This is a genomic window from Nanhaiella sioensis (assembly GCF_046557775.1).
In the GTDB taxonomy this organism is placed as follows: Bacteria; Bacillota; Bacilli; order Bacillales; family SM2101; genus Nanhaiella; species Nanhaiella sioensis.
Genome location: NZ_JBKAEG010000001.1, coordinates 3,806,017 through 3,825,560 on the forward strand (window position 1 = coordinate 3,806,017; position 19,544 = coordinate 3,825,560).

General features: G+C 35.1%; 19 protein-coding genes and 1 other annotated feature. All 19 genes read left to right on the plus strand.

The genetic code is table 11. The features are described 5' to 3' along the window. Positions 1-7: 7 nt before the first annotated feature. The 19 genes from spoVE to ileS all read left to right on the plus strand — a co-directional run bounded on the left by spoVE (position 8) and on the right by ileS (position 19,531). Positions 8-1,108: a stage V sporulation protein E gene (spoVE, locus tag V1503_RS17760; RefSeq protein ID WP_214483246.1), complete on the plus strand. Its 1,101-nt coding sequence runs from the start codon at positions 8-10 to the stop codon at positions 1,106-1,108. A 670-nt stretch (positions 1,109-1,778) separates the two neighbouring features. Further along, positions 1,779-2,687 (plus strand): UDP-N-acetylmuramate dehydrogenase, encoded by a 909-nt coding sequence (gene murB / locus V1503_RS17765; RefSeq protein WP_410628553.1) that lies wholly within the window; start codon positions 1,779-1,781, stop codon positions 2,685-2,687. A 333-nt stretch (positions 2,688-3,020) separates the two neighbouring features. Further along, a complete protein-coding gene (locus V1503_RS17770; RefSeq protein ID WP_410628554.1) occupies positions 3,021-3,803 on the plus strand; it encodes a cell division protein FtsQ/DivIB in 783 nt (260 codons plus the stop codon). Continuing rightward, entirely contained in the window at positions 3,787-4,491 is a 705-nt protein-coding gene (locus V1503_RS17775) for a DUF881 domain-containing protein (protein ID WP_410628555.1), read from the plus strand. The genes V1503_RS17770 and V1503_RS17775 overlap by 17 nt, the downstream gene beginning before the upstream one ends. 118 nt (positions 4,492-4,609) lie before the next feature. Further along, positions 4,610-5,332, plus strand: a complete 723-nt coding sequence (locus tag V1503_RS17780) for a DUF881 domain-containing protein (protein ID WP_410628556.1) — start codon at positions 4,610-4,612, stop codon at positions 5,330-5,332. A 1-nt stretch (position 5,333) separates the two neighbouring features. Then, complete coding sequence (locus V1503_RS17785) at positions 5,334-5,696, plus strand: small basic family protein (protein WP_214483251.1); 363 nt, start codon at positions 5,334-5,336, stop codon at positions 5,694-5,696. A 426-nt stretch (positions 5,697-6,122) separates the two neighbouring features. Then, complete coding sequence (gene ftsA / locus V1503_RS17790; protein WP_410628557.1) at positions 6,123-7,409, plus strand: cell division protein FtsA; 1,287 nt, start codon at positions 6,123-6,125, stop codon at positions 7,407-7,409. A gap of 46 nt (positions 7,410-7,455) precedes the next feature. Then, positions 7,456-8,583: a cell division protein FtsZ gene (gene ftsZ, locus V1503_RS17795; protein ID WP_410628558.1), complete on the plus strand. Its 1,128-nt coding sequence runs from the start codon at positions 7,456-7,458 to the stop codon at positions 8,581-8,583. Between the two features lie 398 nt (positions 8,584-8,981). Then, entirely contained in the window at positions 8,982-9,905 is a 924-nt protein-coding gene (gene spoIIGA, locus V1503_RS17800; protein WP_410628559.1) for a sigma-E processing peptidase SpoIIGA, read from the plus strand. Between the two features lie 55 nt (positions 9,906-9,960). Continuing rightward, positions 9,961-10,671, plus strand: a complete 711-nt coding sequence (sigE, locus tag V1503_RS17805) for an RNA polymerase sporulation sigma factor SigE (RefSeq protein WP_410629464.1) — start codon at positions 9,961-9,963, stop codon at positions 10,669-10,671. Between the two features lie 65 nt (positions 10,672-10,736). Beyond that, positions 10,737-11,558, plus strand: coding sequence for an RNA polymerase sporulation sigma factor SigG (gene sigG, locus V1503_RS17810; RefSeq protein WP_413785390.1), 822 nt, complete (start codon positions 10,737-10,739; stop codon positions 11,556-11,558). A 362-nt stretch (positions 11,559-11,920) separates the two neighbouring features. After that, entirely contained in the window at positions 11,921-12,181 is a 261-nt protein-coding gene (locus V1503_RS17815) for a YlmC/YmxH family sporulation protein (RefSeq protein WP_214483257.1), read from the plus strand. Between the two features lie 104 nt (positions 12,182-12,285). After that, a complete protein-coding gene (gene pgeF / locus V1503_RS17820) occupies positions 12,286-13,110 on the plus strand; it encodes a peptidoglycan editing factor PgeF (protein ID WP_410628560.1) in 825 nt (274 codons plus the stop codon). A gap of 7 nt (positions 13,111-13,117) precedes the next feature. Further along, positions 13,118-13,795 (plus strand): YggS family pyridoxal phosphate-dependent enzyme, encoded by a 678-nt coding sequence (locus V1503_RS17825; protein WP_410628561.1) that lies wholly within the window; start codon positions 13,118-13,120, stop codon positions 13,793-13,795. Between the two features lie 111 nt (positions 13,796-13,906). Further along, complete coding sequence (locus tag V1503_RS17830) at positions 13,907-14,350, plus strand: cell division protein SepF (RefSeq protein WP_214483260.1); 444 nt, start codon at positions 13,907-13,909, stop codon at positions 14,348-14,350. Between the two features lie 6 nt (positions 14,351-14,356). After that, positions 14,357-14,623 (plus strand): YggT family protein, encoded by a 267-nt coding sequence (locus tag V1503_RS17835; RefSeq protein WP_214483261.1) that lies wholly within the window; start codon positions 14,357-14,359, stop codon positions 14,621-14,623. A 71-nt stretch (positions 14,624-14,694) separates the two neighbouring features. Next, positions 14,695-15,468: a YlmH family RNA-binding protein gene (locus tag V1503_RS17840; RefSeq protein WP_410628562.1), complete on the plus strand. Its 774-nt coding sequence runs from the start codon at positions 14,695-14,697 to the stop codon at positions 15,466-15,468. Positions 15,469-15,588: 120 nt separating this feature from the next. Beyond that, complete coding sequence (locus V1503_RS17845; RefSeq protein WP_214483263.1) at positions 15,589-16,080, plus strand: DivIVA domain-containing protein; 492 nt, start codon at positions 15,589-15,591, stop codon at positions 16,078-16,080. 66 nt (positions 16,081-16,146) lie between these two features. Next, positions 16,147-16,388: a binding site (T-box leader), on the plus strand. A 374-nt stretch (positions 16,389-16,762) separates the two neighbouring features. After that, on the plus strand, positions 16,763-19,531 hold the full coding sequence (gene ileS, locus V1503_RS17850) for an isoleucine--tRNA ligase (protein WP_410628563.1): 2,769 nt from the start codon (positions 16,763-16,765) through the stop codon (positions 19,529-19,531). The last annotated feature ends 13 nt before the right edge of the window (positions 19,532-19,544 follow it).

The window sequence follows — 19,544 nt, forward strand, 5'->3', positions numbered from 1 at the left end:
GTTTCTATTGTCCCCCAAAAAAGCTACTCCGGATTTTATTTTAATTCTTGTAACTTTGTCATTATTAGCAGTAGGTCTAATCATGGTATACAGCGCCAGTGCAATTTGGGCAGAATATAAGTTTAATGACTCATTTTTTTTCGCTAAACGGCAGCTATTATTTGCTGGTATTGGTGTGATAGCGATGTTCTTCCTCATGAGTATTGACTATTGGACATGGCGTAAGTGGGCAAAAGTCATTTTACTTTTCTGCTTTTTGCTACTCATAGTCGTATTAATTCCTGGTGTTGGTGTTGAAAGAAATGGGTCACAGAGTTGGATCGGTGTTGGAGCGTTTTCAATTCAACCTTCAGAGTTCACTAAATTAGCAATGATTGCATTTCTAGCAAAATATCTTTCCGAAAATCAGAAGGAGATTACTTCTTTTAAAAGAGGCCTTTTACCATCGCTGACCTTAGTTTTTAGTGCCTTTGCTTTAATTATGCTTCAGCCTGATTTGGGAACAGGGACTGTGATGTTAGGGACTTGTATCGTTATCATTTATGTAGCTGGAGCTCGGATCAGTCATTTCGTTTGGCTTGGCTTGTTAGGAATTGCAGGTTTTGCTGGATTGATTATATCAGCACCTTACCGCATGAATAGAATTACTTCTTTTATTGATCCATGGCAAGACCCACAAGGTACCGGTTTTCAAATCATCCAGTCACTATATGCAATAGGTCCAGGGGGGTTATTTGGCTTAGGCTTAGGGCAAAGTCGTCAAAAATTCTTTTATCTACCTGAACCACAGACGGATTTTATTTTTGCTATTATATCTGAAGAGCTTGGTTTTATTGGAGCGTCATTTGTCATTTTGCTTTTCAGTCTCTTATTATGGAGAGGTATTAGAATAGCGCTTGGTGCACCTGACTTATTTGGTAGCTTCCTTGCGATAGGAATTATCTCCATGATAGCTCTACAAGTTATTATTAATATTGGTGTTGTAACCGGTCTAATGCCTGTTACTGGGATTACATTGCCGTTTTTAAGCTACGGTGGCTCTTCACTAACTTTAATGCTAATGGCTATCGGTGTCTTACTTAATGTGAGTAAGCATTCAAGGTATTAGTGTATACGTTCGAAGAGTAGACGTTAACAATAGATTTTTTCAAGAGACCCTGTTAATATAACGGGGTTTCTCGTATTTTATTATAGGCTCTTTTTGTAAACAGTTTTGCTTTTTCACCTACGTGAGTAACAGATGCTAATACATAATTTTTACAGTCTTTAGAGAAAAAAAGATGCCAAGAACGGTAGTTATATTTGCACTTAGCTCATTCGAAAAAAAGCTTTATTATAAAATAGTGTAATAGGGGTCATTATGTTTCATAAATAAACGAAAACTTGTTGTTTCAGGTGGTGTTACGAAACTGTATAATAAAGTATTATAGGCTCTTTATAACAAACTTTGTTGCTGCTGTAATAGAATTAAAAGAGCGCTGAGGTTGATAGCCTCTTTTCGTAAACATTGTTGCAATTGTTATCAAATTAGTACTATAAACAATGGTTTTATACTGTTAGTTAATTGCTGTACAGAAGAAAAAATCCACGAACTCTAGTTGTGTACGTGTTTATTTCTTAGTACGAAAAACTACAATCAATGCGAAAACAACCAAGAGAAAGGACTAATTGTATAGATGTATATACGAAATTCTACAATATATTCAATGAACTTAATCATATCAAGCTAGTTTATAAGCACGTAGTAGTATTCACTAGTACAGAAGGAGGTTGCCAAGATGGAAAAAATAGCTGCGGAGTTGCTTCATGAAAATGTCGGAAAAGTTCGGTTAAATGAACCGCTTGCTAATCATACGACAATAAAAATTGGGGGGCCAGTAGACTTATTTGTCGAGCCAAAAGACATACCAGCTTTATACAAAACGATGGAAATAGTAAAGAAATATGGAGTAACATGGCGAGCAATTGGTAGGGGATCAAATTTATTGGTCTCAGATTTGGGAATCGAAGGAGTAGTAATAAAGCTTGGAGAAGGCCTTGATCATTTGGATATAGATGTTACAAAGGTTACTGTTGGAGCAGGTTATTCTATTATAAAACTAGCTACCATCATTAGTAAAAAGGGTCTATCAGGTTTAGAGTTTGCAGGAGGTATACCAGGTTCAATTGGTGGTGCCGTTTATATGAATGCTGGTGCACACGGATCTGATATTTCGAAAATACTCTTAAGAGCGCGCATACTGTTTGAAGACGGTACAATTGAATGGTTATCATGTGAAGAGTTGGAATTTTCCTATCGAACTTCTATTTTGCAAAGTAAGCGCCCGGGAATTTGTGTGGAAGCCCAGTTCACTTTTGAGTCAGGTGACCGTGAACTTATTGTCGCTGAGATGCAAAAAAACAAAGATTATCGACGTGATACACAACCATTTCATTTCCCTAACTGTGGAAGTGTTTTTAGAAACCCTCTACCAAATTATGCAGGACAACTAATAGAAGTTGCTGGCCTAAAAGGGCATGCAATAGGTGGTGCGCAAATCTCTGAACAACATGCTAACTTTATCGTTAACACTGGTAAGGCAAAAGCAGAGGATGTATTGAATTTAATACAACATGTTAAACGAACAATATACGATCTTTACGATATTGAAATGAAGACAGAAGTTGAAATAATAGGAAAAAAGTAGCATGTTTTTTCTCTGATTTCAAGTATATATTGTGATATAATAATTAACAATACAAACTATTGAAAATGTTAAACGGCATATATAACCTATGCCGTTTTGTTTCTCTTATCCAACCCTGTTGGTAATGACGTTGCGAAAATTTTTCTTAACATTAGCTGTTTTCAAATCGTTGTTTTTTGGCTTAAGAAATTACCACGCCTACAACTAGAGTTTAATTAGCATTTTCTTCTTTAACGATGCGATTGCATAAAACCACTATTTTCTGTTCTTACATAGTAACATGAGTAACAAAATCATGAAATGAGCTTTTAATATAGATCGGGGTGACTTTTTTTGGGGAAAGAAAAAGTTGTTGTACTTGAAGATCGGGTTCCCAAGCTAAAACAGCAACGAAAACAAAAGGTAAATAGAAGGCTTATTTATTATATTCTATTTTTTTTTCTTATGATCATTACAATTGTGTATTTTCAGTCCCCCTTAAGTAAAGTTTCTTCAATATCAGTAAGTGGGAATCACCATGTTTCAACTGAAGAAATCATTGATTTGAGTGGCGTTTCGACAAAAAATAGCTTTTGGAGCGTCAATGAAAGCAGCATAACACAGTCCATTTCTGCACATGAAGAAATAGCAGATGTATCTGTTCAAAAGCAATTTCCAAACAAAGTACTTATATTAGTCACAGAAACAAAGCGGATCGGTTACATGTTAAACGAAAGTCGCTTTTATCCGATTCTAGAAAATGGTAAATCCCTTACTGATGAAAAACAATCTGTATCATCCCCAGATGCTCCTGTATTTGTAAATTGGTCGAACAGTGATGATGTTGACAGGATGATAGAAGAATTAGTTCAGTTATCTGATGAAGTGAGCAATTCAATTTCAGAAATTCATCATACACCAACACCATCAGACCCATTGCATATTACCCTTTATATGAATGACGGGTTTGAGGTAAGTGGTACAATAACAAATTTCTCTAGGAAAATGGCTTTTTATCCATCAATTGTAAATCACCTTGACCCTTCAGTGAAGGGGATTATTGACATTGAAGTTGGGAGTTTCTTTTCACCATACAACCAGCCAGAGGAGGAGCAGGAGAGTGAAAATCAGGGGTAAACATGTCATCTTATCCTTTGTTTCTTTAGTTATCGGTTTTCTTATCGCATTTTCTTATCATGTTACTACAAGTAACAATGGTACTCCTCGTATATCGGACAAGCAGTGGGAGAGAGACTTTAGATATCGAGAACAATTGATAGCACTAGAGGAAAAAAACCGAGAATTATTTAATACAATTAAAGAAAAGCAAGATGAAGTAAGGGAATACGAAGAGGAATTAGCTAAACAGGAAGGTATTTATTTTAATTTAGTTGAAGATGTGGAAAAGTATAGAATGTTTGTTGGAGAAATCGATGTGCAAGGTGAAGGTATTGAAGTTACTTTGTCGGATGCCGAATATGTACCTGATGAAGAGAACGTGAATAATTACATAGTTCATGAAGGGCATGTATTTAAAGTAATTAATGAATTACTCATTTCAGGTGCTTCAGCAATTGCGATCAACGGACAAAGAATTTCTCGAAATTCGTATATATTATGTAATGGACCTGTTATTGAAGTGGATGGTAATCAACATGCTGAACCATTTGTCATTACAGCTATTGGAGAAGCAAACACGCTTTATGAAGCTCTTTATATTATTGGTGGTATTTACGATCAATTAGTGAGTGATAATATTTTTGTAAATATAGACAAAAAGGAAAATATCATGTTTGAACCCCTTTTAGGTGTAAGTGCACAATAGTTGTGTTATTAGGCTATTTTTTATAATTTGTTGCTAATGATTATACAAAGTGGGTGCCAAAATAAGACAGGTAATAACCATGCGAAAACAGGCAATTATTAAGGTCAGGTGATTTTCATTGGGCAACAAAAAAGTTATCTCAATAACAATAATCACAATAGTTATTGGATTTATGATTGCAGTTCAATTTCAAAGTATTAACAAGCCTGTTGTCCGTGATACAAGGGATACTTGGGAAATTCGTGAGGATATTAAGAAAGAGCAAGAGCTTACATTTCAGTTACATCAAGAGATTTCAAATTATAACGATAAGTTGGAGAAATATAAAACAGAGCGACAAGATGATGCGGTACTTAAAGAAACGTTAGACGAGTTAAAAGTAAAGGCTGGTTTAACTGATGTAAGTGGACCAGGTGTTATTTTGACAGTGAAGCCGTTTTTCGATGAAATCATGCCAGGTGAACGTGTTCATACAGTATCGCCAGAACTATTAAAAAGGTTGATTAATGAATTAAATCAATATAACGCAGTAAATATTTCTATAGCTGAACAACGGGTAATAAATACTACAGTTATTAGAGACATTAATGGCATCACAAAAATAGATGGGTATCCTCTTAATAGATTTCCATTTGAAATTAAAGTAATTGCTAAGAGTGAAGAAGGAGCAGAAAAATTATATAACAGATTACAGGTCTCTAGCATGATTGATGCTTTCGTTTATGATAATTTACAAGTTGTGATTTCTGATCCATTAGCATCGATTGAAGTACCGGCTTTTTCAGAAATACCTCGTATCAAAAATATGAAGCCTGTAAATGCCGAAGAGGAGGAGAAATAGTATGTGGCTTCCACTTGTCGGCTTAATTCTTGGAATAACACTAGGTTTGCTAACAGATATACGCATACCAGATGAATATTCTAATTATTTATCAATTGCTATACTTGCAGCGTTAGATACGCTCTTTGGAGGAATCCGAGCACACTTACAAAATGTATACGATGAGAAAGTCTTTGTGTCCGGTTTTATCTTTAATCTACTTTTAGCTACAAGTTTGGCTTTTCTAGGTGTTCATCTTGGTGTAGACTTGTATTTAGCGGCAGTATTTGCATTTGGGGTAAGATTGTTTCAAAATATTGCAGTGATTAGACGAACTTTATTGTCTAAATGGAAGATTACTCACAAAAAAACTGAAAAAAATTAATTTTTATTAAAGGGAATAGATAGGATTTGTTGAATATTTTCCATATAAGAATGTGTTCAATAGGGAGGATAAAAAGGACTGAGAAGAACAAGGCGGTGAAGCCTTGAAGGCTAGAGTAAGGCTCAAGTTCATGAAAGGCGCTATTGTTGCCTTGTATCAAGTAGTCTTTCTGACCTTTGCTTCATTTGTAGACTGCATATAAAGCCATACGTAAGGATACAGAAAGGCGGCTCACTATCGTGTCTACCACGTCAATTGCAAACGTGCACAGCACACCTTGTTCGAGTTCAATTTTCCCAGACCTTTAAACTTTCTTTGAAGATTGATTTGTAAAGTTTGATGTACCATTTATTGAATGGATTAATAAAGGACATATGCTCAACATGAACAGTTATTATTTATGTTTGAAAAAGGAGGTGCCAAAGAATGAACAGCAATGAAGTTTTTGTTAGTCTTGACATCGGTACATCCAATGTTAAAGTGATCATAGGTGAAATGGCAAATGATACTTTAAATGTTATTGGGGTAGGTAATGTTAATTCTCATGGATTAAGAAAAGGTTCAATTGTTGATATAGACGAAACCGTTCATTCTATTAAAAAGGCAATAGAACAAGCCGAAAGAATGGTTGGTATTCCCATCCAAAGCGTTGTTGTGGGTGTGTCTGCTAATAGTGTGCAATTACAAGATGCACACGGTGTTGTAGCTGTATCGAGTGAAAATAGGGAAATTAATGACCAAGATGTAGCTAGAGTCATTGAGGCAGCGCAAGTTGTATCAATCCCTCCAGAGAGAGAAATTATAGATGTCATTCCAAAACAATTTATCGTCGATGGGCTTGATGAAATTAACGACCCGAGAGGAATGTTAGGAGTCCGTCTTGAAATGGAAGGAACCATTGTTACTGGATCAAAGACGATATTACATAATTTACTTAGATGTGTAGAGCGTGCAGGTTTAGAAATAACGGCTATTTGTTTACAACCACTCGCTGCGGGTTCTATCTCTTTATCTCGGGATGAAATGGAGTTTGGTGTAGCCCTAGTTGATATCGGTGGCGGCTCCACAACTATAGCTTTTTTTGAAAATGGACATTTAAAAGCCACAACGGTTTTACCGATAGGAGGGGATAATATAACAAAGGACCTTTCTATTGGTTTAAGAACCTCTACTGATGACGCTGAAAAGATAAAAACAAAGTATGGACATGCTTTTTATGATACAGCCTCAGAAGAAGAAACATTTAATGTTCCGATTATTGGTAGTGATAAAGAAGAACAATATAATCAACTAATAATCTCAGACATTATTGAAGCTAGATTTGAAGAAATGTTTGACATGATTAAAAATGAAGTAAGACAATTAGGAATTCGTGAATTGCCTGGAGGTTATGTACTTACTGGTGGTGCTGTTAATATTTCTGGATCATTGGAATTGGCACAACAAATTTTAGCAAATAACGTGAGGGTAGCAATTCCTGATTACATTGGTGTAAGAGAACCTCAATATACTACCGGAGTAGGATTAATTCAATTTGCATATAGAAATGCCAAGCTTCAAGGGAAAAGTATTGTTGAGGAAAATCGCCCTATAGATCTAGCAGAAAAAAGAGTAGCAAAGAAACCTCAGCAGTTAAAGCAAAAGTCTAAGCAAAAAAATGAAGAAAATCTGAGTGAAAAAGTCAAGAAATTTTTCGGGTTATTTTGGGAATAACAGGATGAAAACTTCTTAGTAAATCGATAAATTAGGAGGATTTGTGATGTTAGATTTTGAGACAAATCTTGATCAATTAGCGACAATAAAAGTAATCGGTGTCGGTGGTGGAGGAAATAACGCCGTAAATCGAATGATTGAGCATGGAGTTCAAGGTGTTGAATTTATAGCTGTAAATACTGATGCACAAGCGCTAAATCTTTCAAAAGCAGAGATTAAAATGCAAATCGGGGCAAAGTTAACTCGAGGTCTTGGAGCAGGCGCAAATCCTGAAGTAGGAAAAAAAGCAGCTGAAGAAAGTAAAGAACAGCTAGAAGAAGTGTTAAACGGAGCTGATATGGTTTTTGTTACAGCAGGAATGGGTGGAGGTACTGGGACTGGTGCAGCACCTGTTATAGCCCAAATTGCAAAAGATTTAGGCGCATTGACTGTAGGAGTTGTAACACGTCCTTTTACATTTGAGGGTAGAAAGAGATCTACTCAAGCTGGCGGCGGTATTGCAGCAATGAAAGACTCTGTAGATACTTTGATTGTTATCCCGAATGATAGATTGTTAGAAATCGTTGATAAAAACACACCAATGTTAGAAGCATTCCGTGAGGCTGACAATGTATTACGTCAAGGTGTACAAGGTATTTCGGACTTAATCGCAACGCCAGGTTTAATAAACCTTGATTTTGCTGATGTTAAGACAATAATGTCAAACAGGGGTTCAGCATTAATGGGTATCGGTATCGCAACAGGTGAAAACCGTGCAGCTGAAGCTGCAAAGAAGGCTATTTCAAGTCCATTACTTGAAATTCCTATTGATGGTGCTCAAGGAGTCCTAATGAATATAACTGGTGGCATGAACTTAAGCTTATACGAAGTACAAGAAGCGGCTGATATTGTAGCTTCTGCATCAGATCAAGAAGTTAATATGATTTTTGGCTCAGTAATCAATGAGAGCTTAAAAGACGAAATAGTAGTAACGGTGATTGCCACAGGATTTAACGAAACCGAAATTCCTCAAGGTAGACAAATTCGTCAATCAGTAGGTGCGAATACCCAAAAAGCAACTGCAGCAACTAGCCGTGAAAAGGAAAGCGAAAATGTATCGAACTATAATCCTCAGCAGACTGAGGACACATTAGACATCCCTACATTTTTACGTAATCGAAACCGCAGACGCTAACAACTTTATATTTTATACTTCTAAGAGAGAGCATGAATCGTATTTATTGATTCGTGCTTTTTTATATTAGGTTTCACTTAGAGTGTTGTAATTGGCGCAAGGTGTAAATAAGTTTACTATCGTGCGATGTTTTTTTCTTATTTATCATGGTAATGATAGTGTGAAAAATCTAAATAGATGTGCTATTTAAATAGGATTGCAACAAAGTTTAAGAAAAGATCCTCACATTAAAAAGTGATTGCTTCTAGATTCGTCAGTTGTTTGACAATATAAGCTTAAATCCAACAAAAAATTCCTCATTAATTCCTACAAAGATTGACAGACATCACAACACATTATATATATACTAGTTTCAAATAAATATACTAACGAAGGAGCTACAAGGAAGGGGAACTTGAGTGTCTATTTATATTGACATTATATGGTTTCTTAATTTGTTATTTGATGGTTCATTACTGCTTCTAACTGCAGTAATTCTAAAGAGAAAAATTAAGTTTTGGCGACTTGTGGTTGGCTCGTTAATAGGCTCATCTCTCGTTCTATTAATCGTTTCTCCACTAGCTTCTTTTGTATCCAATCCATTAATCAAATTTTTATTTTCACTGATTATCATTTGGGCTGCTTTTGGATACAAGCGTTTTTCTTATTTTATCAAGAATCTTTGCACTTTTTATTTCGCAACGTTTGTAGTCGGAGGTGGTATTATTGCTTTCCATTATTTATTACAAAAGGAATTTAACATAAATAATGGTATCTTTCTTACGACGTCAACTGGATACGGTGATCCAGTTAGTTGGGTATTTGTAATTATTGCGTTTCCATCTTTATGGTATTTTTCAAGGTCGCAAATTGATGGGATTAAAAGTAATAAGCTGAAATACGAGGAAATTATTGATGTTACTATAGTTATCACCAATATCAAAATAACCATTAAGGGATTAATTGATAGTGGTAATCAGCTATACGATCCAATTTCTCGGTCACCAGTAATGATTATCGATAGTACATGTTTAGTTGAACATGTCCCTACAGGAATTATTGAACTATCAAAAAACGTTGATATGTTAATGAATGAGATGACTGTTGATGATCCTCAATGGGAAAAACGACTTCGACTAATTCCATATAGAGGTGTAGGACAAGATCATCAAATACTATTAGCAATCAAACCAGATAATATTTCACTTCGTTATGAAAATAATTGGTTAGACGTGAATAAAGGGCTCATTGCCTTAAATCATGTCAAACTTTCAAGTGATGATGAGTATCAATGTATCGTTCATCCTAAGATGATCCAATCATCCTCAGTACAATCAGCCTAGTATGACCTTGATCTATATCCCTGTAAAAATTGAAGGAGGAACAATTTTGAGAAATATGACTGTTCGTTTTACATATTATTGGTACAAATTATTAATGAAACTTGGTATCAAAACTGATGAGATTTATTATATAGGCGGAAGTGAAGCTTTGCCGCCCCCATTATCAAAAGAAGAGGAAGGGCTCTTATTGCAAAAACTTACGAAAGGCGATAAAGCTGCTAGATCTATTCTAATTGAAAGAAACCTTCGTTTAGTCGTTTACATTGCTAGAAAATTCGAAAATACAGGAATTAATATTGAGGATTTAATTAGTATCGGTACGATAGGTTTAATTAAAGCTGTAAATACTTTTAATCCAGAGAAAAAAATTAAGCTAGCTACATACGCATCAAGATGTATTGAAAATGAAATTTTGATGTATTTAAGAAGAAATAATAAAATACGCTCTGAAGTATCATTTGACGAACCCCTCAATATTGACTGGGATGGAAATGAACTGTTGTTATCAGATGTATTAGGAACTGAAGACGATGTTATCACGAAGAATTTGGAGGCAAATGTAGACCGAAAATTATTGCTGAAAGCTTTACATCAGTTAAATGATCGTGAAAAACAGATTATGGAGCTTAGGTTCGGACTTATAGGTGGTGAAGAAAAAACACAAAAGGATGTTGCTGATATGTTAGGAATTTCTCAATCATATATATCTCGACTAGAGAAAAGAATTATAAAGAGGCTTAGAAAAGAGTTTAATAAAATGGTTTAAGCATTTTCGATCATTACTTTTTTTCTTCAATATGAACGTTGTGCATATTTTTCCCTCCTAAGGAGATACTTAACTTAGGACATCTACTCCTGTTAGGGGGGAAAGAATTGACTAGAAATAAAGTTGAAATTTGTGGCGTTGATACGTCAAAGCTTCCAGTACTAAAAAATGTAGAGATGAGAGAACTATTCCGTTTAATGCAAAGTGGGGACATACAAGCTCGTGAAAAATTAGTTAATGGGAACTTGCGACTTGTATTAAGTGTTATTCAAAGATTCAACAATAGAGGAGAATATGTAGACGACCTATTCCAGGTTGGTTGCATCGGGTTAATGAAGTCCATCGACAACTTTGATTTAGGTCAAAACGTTAAATTTTCCACATATGCTGTGCCGATGATCATAGGTGAAATTCGGAGATATTTACGTGATAATAATCCAATTAGAGTTTCACGTTCATTACGCGATATTGCATATAAAGCGTTACAAGTAAGGGAAGAATTAATGGGGAAGACATCGAAAGAGCCTACAGCAGAGGAAATATCCAAAGTGTTAGAAGTTCCTTATGAGGAAATAGTGTTTGCTCTTGATGCAATACAAGACCCAGTATCATTATTTGAACCAATTTATAATGATGGAGGGGATCCAATCTTTGTAATGGATCAGCTAAGTGATGAAAAAAATAAAGATTCACAATGGATTGAAGAAATAGCTTTAAAGGAAGGTATGCGAAGATTAAATGACCGAGAAAAGCTCATTTTAAGGAAACGTTTTTTTCAAGGCAAAACCCAAATGGAAGTTGCTGAGGAAATAGGAATTTCTCAAGCACAAGTATCAAGATTAGAAAAAGCAGCAATAAAGCAAATGAATAAGAATATTCAAAGCTGATGTCAAAGGGCTGTTCAATAAAGAACAGCTCTTTTTTACGTAAGGTTGCTTTTCGTAATAGGAGTTGAACACGTATATATCATACGTTCGTGGCATTTTTTTTCTTTTTAGAATTAATAAGCTCTCAAAAAACTACGAGCGGTAGTAGCATCCTTCTTCTTTAAATCTCTATTGTCGGAGAACAGGCACTAACTCTTCAAATGTATTAACAAAAGCGTATGAAAAAAATTCCACATTTTGATGTCATCTAATTGTTCAACAAAAAATTGCTCATGAACTATAGTAGTTTACACATATATTGACTATTAAGGGGTGTTAATTTTTGTGGAATGCCAGAATAAGAAGACAGGGGAGAGTTTTTTATGGTAAAAATCTCTGAATTTCAAGCAAAAAGTGTAGTTAATGTAGCTGATGGTACAAATTTAGGCCATATTGGTGATATCGATATAAATTTAAATACAGGAGAAATAGAGTCAATTGTTATTTTTGCTAATGGCAAAGTTTTAGGGTTTTTTGGACGAGAGGAAGAAGTAGTAATACCGTGGGCAAATATTGTGAAAGTTGGTAAGGATGTTATTTTAGTTAGATATCAATCACACGAAGCAGCTAAGCTGATAGAGTAAGAATACAAAATATGTAAAACGTTGTGAAAACAAAACTAACGAAATACAACAATTTGTGTTAAAATAAACAAAAGTAATGAGGCTCATAGTGAGGACTGACTGTTATGTACGAACCTTTTCAACAAATCGAACATGAAGAAATTCTTTATTTACCATGGCATGTTTTTAATTCTAAAGTAGTAGCCGGGTTTACAACGAAAAATGGTGGATATAGTAAATATCCGTATGAGACGTTAAATACAGGTTTACATGTTAATGATAAACCTGATACGGTGGTAAAAAATAGAGAGGCGGTAGCAAAACTAATTAATTTCCCTATTGAAAACTGGGTATGTGCTGAACAAATTCATGATCATACCATTACTAAAGTAACAAAGAAGGATATAGGGAAAGGCATCTACTCCTATTCTACATCTATAGATGGTACAGACGGCTTATATACTACTGATGCCGGTATATTGTTAACATTATGCTATGCAGATTGTGTCCCTATTTATTTTCGGGCTAACAATAAGGATATAATAGGCGTGGCACATGCAGGATGGAAAGGTTCAGTGAAAAATATTGTTGGGAAGATGGTACAGCAATGGACTGAAAATGAAGAAGTTAAAAGAAATGACATTTATGTTGCTATTGGACCTTCAATAGGAAGTTGCTGCTATAAAGTGGATGAACGTGTAATTAAGCAAGTAGATGCTATCTTACAAAATCATGATCTCCTTCCTTATACTTTTATTGGTAATGGAGAATATAGTTTAGATTTAAAACAATTAAACCAACAATTATTGGTTGAAGCTGGTATACTAGTTGACAATATTGAAGTTTCAAATTATTGTACGAGTTGTCAAGAAGAGTTATTTTATTCTTACAGACGGGACAATGGTAAGACTGGTAGAATGATGAGCTTTATTGGTATGAAGGAGGTATAATGTCAGATTGTCTGTTGAGGTAAATTTAGCTATTATTGAAGAAAAAATAACCGAAGCGTCTGCAAAAGTTAATCGTGACAGGAATGATATAAATATCATAGCGGTGACGAAATATGTAACTGTTGAACGGGTCGAAGAAGCCATACAAGCAGGAATTACTCATTTTGGTGAGAACAGAGATCAAGGTTTCAACGATAAATGGGAACAAATTGGAGCAAAGGTTACCTGGCATTTTATTGGGACGTTACAAACGAGAAAGGTAAAGAATATTATTAATAAGGTTGACTACATCCATTCTTTAGACAGACTTTCGTTAGCTGAAGAAATTCAAAAGCGGGCTACAAAGCCAATTAAATGTTTCATCCAGGTGAACACTTCAGGCGAGGGCTCAAAACATGGTATGTCTCCCGATGAAGTATTACCATTTATTGAAAAAATAAAAGATTTTTCAAATGTTTCCATCGTTGGACTGATGACAATGGCACCACATACAGATGATGTTTCAATCATTCGTTTGTGCTTTAATAAATTAAAAGAACTTCAACAACAAGTACAAGCTCTTTCCTTAGCATATGCACCTTGTTTAGATCTATCAATGGGTATGTCAAATGATTACGAAATTGCGATCGAAGAAGGGGCAACATATTTACGTATAGGTTCTTCTTTAGTTGGCAATGAGCAGTGATTAAGAGCACAGTGAGGAGTACTTTTGTATTTAGCAAAAGGTTTGATTTTGGAAGCTTATATGGATTATCGTCTAAAAGGCTAGTTCACGAGGTGAGAGGGGAGTGTCAATATGAGCATAATGTCAAAGTTTAAGAACTTTTTTGCACTTGAAGATGAATATGATTATGTTGATGAGCAAGAAGAATATGAGCATGATGATGAAATAGACGTATCAAAGCAGCCAAAAGCTAATCAGAAACAAAATATTGTGAGTTTACAAAGCGTACAAAAATCTTCTAAAGTCGTATTAATTGAACCAAGAGCGTATAGTGAAGTTCAAGATATAGCTGATCAATTAAAAAATAGACGTTCTGTTGTAGTAAATTTACAACGAAACCAGCATGACCAAGCAAAAAGAATTGTTGATTTTTTAAGTGGGACAGTGTATGCTCTCGGTGGGGATATACAAAAGGTAGGATCTAATATTTTTCTATGTACACCTGACAATGTTGATGTTTCTGGAACAATTTCTGAGTTGTCAATTGATGAAGACTCTTTAGGACAGAGGTGGTAAACTTATATGGAACTATTACTTAGTATTATTTTATTTGCAGTAGATATATATTTTTATGCTCTTTTTATTTACATATTAATGTCTTGGTTTCCAAATGCAAAAGAAACAAGTATCGGTCAAGTTTTAACTTCTATTTGTGAACCCTATTTAGAACCATTTAGAAAAATAATCCCACCTCTTGGTATGATTGATATATCACCAATCGTTGCAATTCTTGTATTGCGGTATGCAAGTTATGGTTTACAATTTTTATTTAGCTCTTTTTTACTTTAATATAGCAGTATAGATGTAAGGAATCTTTCTTAGATTCCTTTTTCTTACGCAAGATAAGGACTGAGTTGCACATGAATATTTACCAACATTTTCGCAAAGAGGAGCACAATTTTATAGACCAGGTGATAGATTGGAAGAATACAGTTCAAAATACGTATAGCTACAAACTTACAGACTTTTTAGACCCTAGAGAACAAGAAATTACGAAATCTATTGTAGGCGAGAATCAAGATGTTCACGTGCAATTATTTGGTGGTGCTGAGTGGACCGAAAGAAAGAGGGCGCTTATCTATCCTGATTATTATGTTCCTAGTAATGATGACTTCAAGCTTGCTATTTTTGAACTTGGATACCCTGAAAAATTTGTAACGATTGAACATCCACAAATGTTAGGTTCGCTAATGGGGCTAGGGATGAGAAGAGCTAAATTTGGTGATGTAATGATACAGGATCGTGTTGTTCAATTCATCGTCGCAGAAGAGGTCGAAAACTATATACAGTTGAATCTCCAATCAGTTGGTAAGAGTAAAGTCTCAGTTAAAAGAATTAATTTTTCAAGCATAGTAAACCGTAAGGAATTGTGGAGAGAAAATGTAGTCACTGCATCCTCACTTCGGCTAGATATTATGATCGCAACAATATTCTCAATTTCTAGACAAAAAGCTCAACAGCTTATTAAAAATGGTCTTGTTCGCATGAATTGGAAAATGATCGAGCAAACTTCATTTGAATGTAAAGAAGGGGATATCATCTCTGTACGTGGAGTTGGTAGAGGGAAGCTTTTGTCAATTGAAGGTAAGACAAAAAAAGAAAAATGGCGAATTGTTGTGGGAATACAAAAATAAATTGCGATAAGAGCAGGAATTATTAATAATATGTCGAATAACTTAAAAAAACATTTACGTAGTGTATAACAAGAGTTTTTCGTCATAAAACATACATACGATTTTGTGGAGGTGGCACATGTGCCTTTAACACCATTAGATATTCATAATAAGGAATTTAGTAAAGGATTCCGAGGTTATGATGAAGATGAAGTAAATGAATTTTTAGATCAGGTTATTAAAGATTATGAAATTGTAATTAGACAAAAAAAAGAGTTAGAAGACAAGGTTACAGATTTAACTGAGAGAATAAACCATTTTACAAGCATTGAAGAAACACTTAATAAATCAATCATTATTGCTCAAGAGACAGCAGAGGAAGTTAAAAGAAATGCTGAAAAGGAAGCAAAGTTAATTATTAAGGAAGCTGAAAAGAATGCTGATAGAATAATTAATGAATCACTTTCTAAGTCTCGTAAGATTACCTTGGAAATAGAGGAATTGAAGAAGCAATCAAAAGTATTTAGAAATCGTTTTAAAATGCTCATAGAAGCTCAACTTGATATGCTTCAACATAACGATTGGGATAGCCTAATGGAGTATGAAGAAGATCCACAATCGGTTGTGAAATAGGAAAACTGGACTTGACTAACTGAAGCACGATAGCATATAATTTCTAAATATGTGTCATAACTTTAAATGTAGACGATGATAGGGACAGTAATTCTTTAACGAGTTTATTATAAAAAGCGAATCGAGGACGGTGGAAGCTCGATATAAACAAAAGGAATGAACATCACCCTTGAGTTCCTAGCTGAAATTATAAAGTAAGCAATGGCGTTTATTCACGTTACGAATAGAAAGCGGACTAATTGTTTTTTGTATTATAACAAGTAACAGTCTACAAGGGTGGTACCGCGGGAGACCTTCTCGTCCCTATTTAGGGATGAGAAGGTCTTTTTTTAGGCTCTGATCCGTTACTTGGTGTTATTATAAGGCTTTTTTCGTTAACTTTGTTGCCTATTGTTACTTAAATTTGATTAACTAATGTGGCTGATATGATTTTTATAGTCTGAAGAGAAGATAAGGTGTTATTTACGTTAGTTATTTTCACTATAGCTCTTATTACGAAAAGCAACAATTAATGTGGAAACAGCTTCTTAATAAAAAAGCCATCTATGTAATGTATTGTGCATACTAAAGAACACAAGGTATCACAACGATTGCTAGTTGTATGCTTTTATAGCGAAAAACAGTTACATATGGAAAACAGCTTTTTGATAATTATTTTATGTTAGTTTTGGAGGAATGGAAAATGGAGTATAAAGATACATTACTTATGCCGAAAACAAGCTTTCCAATGCGTGGAAATCTTCCGAATCGAGAGCCACAAATTCAACAGCAATGGGATGAGCAACATATATATGAAATGGTTCAAGAACGGACAAAAGATAGACCATTATATGTTCTACATGACGGCCCTCCATATGCAAATGGTGATATTCATATGGGGCATGCTTTAAACAAAATATTAAAAGATTTTATCGTACGTTACAAATCAATGAGCGGTTATAATGCGCCATATGTACCAGGTTGGGATACACATGGTTTACCTATAGAAACCGCCCTAACAAAAAATAAAAAAATAAAACGTAAGGAAATGAGTATTGCTGAATTTCGTAAGCTTTGTGAAGAATATGCGTATAAACAAATCAATAATCAACGCGAGCAATTTAAACGCTTAGGTGTTCGTGGAGATTGGGAAAATCCGTATATTACATTAGAGCCTGCGTATGAAGCACAACAAATTAAAGTATTTGGCGAAATGGCTAAAAAGGGCCTAATTTATAAAGGCTTAAAACCTGTCAATTGGTCACCATCAAGTGAATCAGCTCTTGCAGAAGCTGAGATTGAATATAAAGATAAAAGATCACCTTCTATTTATGTAGCATTTGAAGTAAAACATGGGAAAGGGGTACTCCAAGGGGATGAAAAAATAATTATTTGGACAACGACACCTTGGACTCTTCCTGCAAATCTTGGCATAACTGTTCATCCTGATCTTGATTATAGTATTGTTCAAGCAGATGGACAAAAATTTGTTATTGCAACTGATTTACTAGAAGTTGTACAAAATGAAATTGGCTGGGAGAATACGACAACAGTAAAATCCATAAAAGGACATCTTTTAGAGAATGTCGTTGCTGCACATCCGTTTTATGAGCGTGATAGTCTTGTCATGTTAGGAGATCATGTAACGACAGATGCAGGTACTGGATGTGTCCATACTGCACCTGGTCATGGGGAAGATGACTTTATCGTAGGAAAAAAATACGGTTTAGATGTGCTTTGCCCTGTAAATGAAATGGGTTATATGACTGCTGAGGCACCAGGATTTGAAGGGTTGTTCTATGATCAAGCGAATAAGCCAATTACTGAGAAATTAGAGGAAGTTGGAGCTCTACTCAAACTTAATTTTATCACGCATTCATATCCACATGACTGGAGAACTAAAAAGCCTACAATATTTAGAGCGACAGCGCAATGGTTTGCTTCAATAGATAAAATACGAGAAGATTTACTTAACTCAGTAAAAGAAACAAAATGGGTGCCGGAATGGGGCGAAACCCGCTTGCATAACATGGTGAGAGATCGTGGGGATTGGTGTATTTCTAGACAACGTGCCTGGGGTGTACCTATTCCTGTGTTCTATGGGGAGAACGGAGAGCCTATTATTACAGATGAAACGATTAATCATGTATCTGACCTATTTAGAGAGCACGGCTCAAATATTTGGTTTGAACAAGATGCAAAAGGCTTGCTCCCAGAAGGCTTTTCACATCCTTCTAGTCCAAATGGAAAGTTTTCAAAGGAACAAGACATTATGGATGTATGGTTTGATTCAGGATCTTCTCATCAAGCCGTTCTTCTCGAAAGAGACGACCTACAACGTCCAGCAGATTTGTATTTAGAAGGGTCTGACCAATATCGCGGTTGGTTTAATTCTTCCTTATCTACATCTGTTGCGGTTACTGGACATGCTCCATATAAAGGTGTATTGAGCCACGGCTTTGTGCTTGATGGAGAAGGTAGAAAAATGAGTAAGTCTATCGGGAATGTTGTCGTTCCAGAGAAAGTTATGAAACAATTAGGTGGCGATATTTTACGCTTATGGGTAGCTTCAGTTGATTATCAATCAGACGTTCGCATCTCAGATGCTATATTAAAGCAAGTAGCTGAAGTATATCGCAAAATTCGTAATACATTCCGCTTCTTATTAGGGAATCTATTCGATTTTGAACCAACTAAAGACACAGTGGCATATGAAGATTTAAGAGAAGTTGATCGATATATGCTCATTAAACTCAACAAAATCATTAACAAAGTAAAGAAATCTTATGAAACATATGAATTTGCGAGTATTTTCCACGATGTTCATAATTTTTGTACGATTGATTTAAGTTCATTCTATTTAGATTTTGCTAAGGATATTTTATACATTGATGCACCAAATGATATGAACCGTCGTGCAATTCAAACAGTTATGTATGAGTCTTTATTAGCACTTACGAAGCTTGTAGCACCTATACTACCTCATACAGCAGACGAGGTATGGTCGCATATTAATACAGTATCAGAGCAAAGTGTGCAGTTAGTCGACATGCCTGAAGCAATGGAATTACAAAATGCTACACAAATTGAAGAGAAATGGGATGCATTTATGTCTCTTCGTGACGATGTGTTAAAGGCATTAGAAGTGGCTCGGAATGAAAAAGTGATAGGTAAATCATTAAATGCTCATATTGCATTATATACTACTGATGATACTAAACATCTCTTAAATGCCATTGAAGAAGATGTGAAGCAACTATTTATCGTTTCAGGATTTAACATTGCAGGAATGCTAGAAGATGCACCTGCGAATGCACAAAAAATTGATCAGACTGCAATTGTTGTATCACCAGCTGAAGGAGAGACGTGTGAACGCTGTTGGGTTGTTTCACAAACAGTAGGTGAGGATAAAGATCATCCAACGATATGCTCAAGGTGCGCGACGGTAGTTAAGGAACATTATACTGAATAAATGAACAACCTTA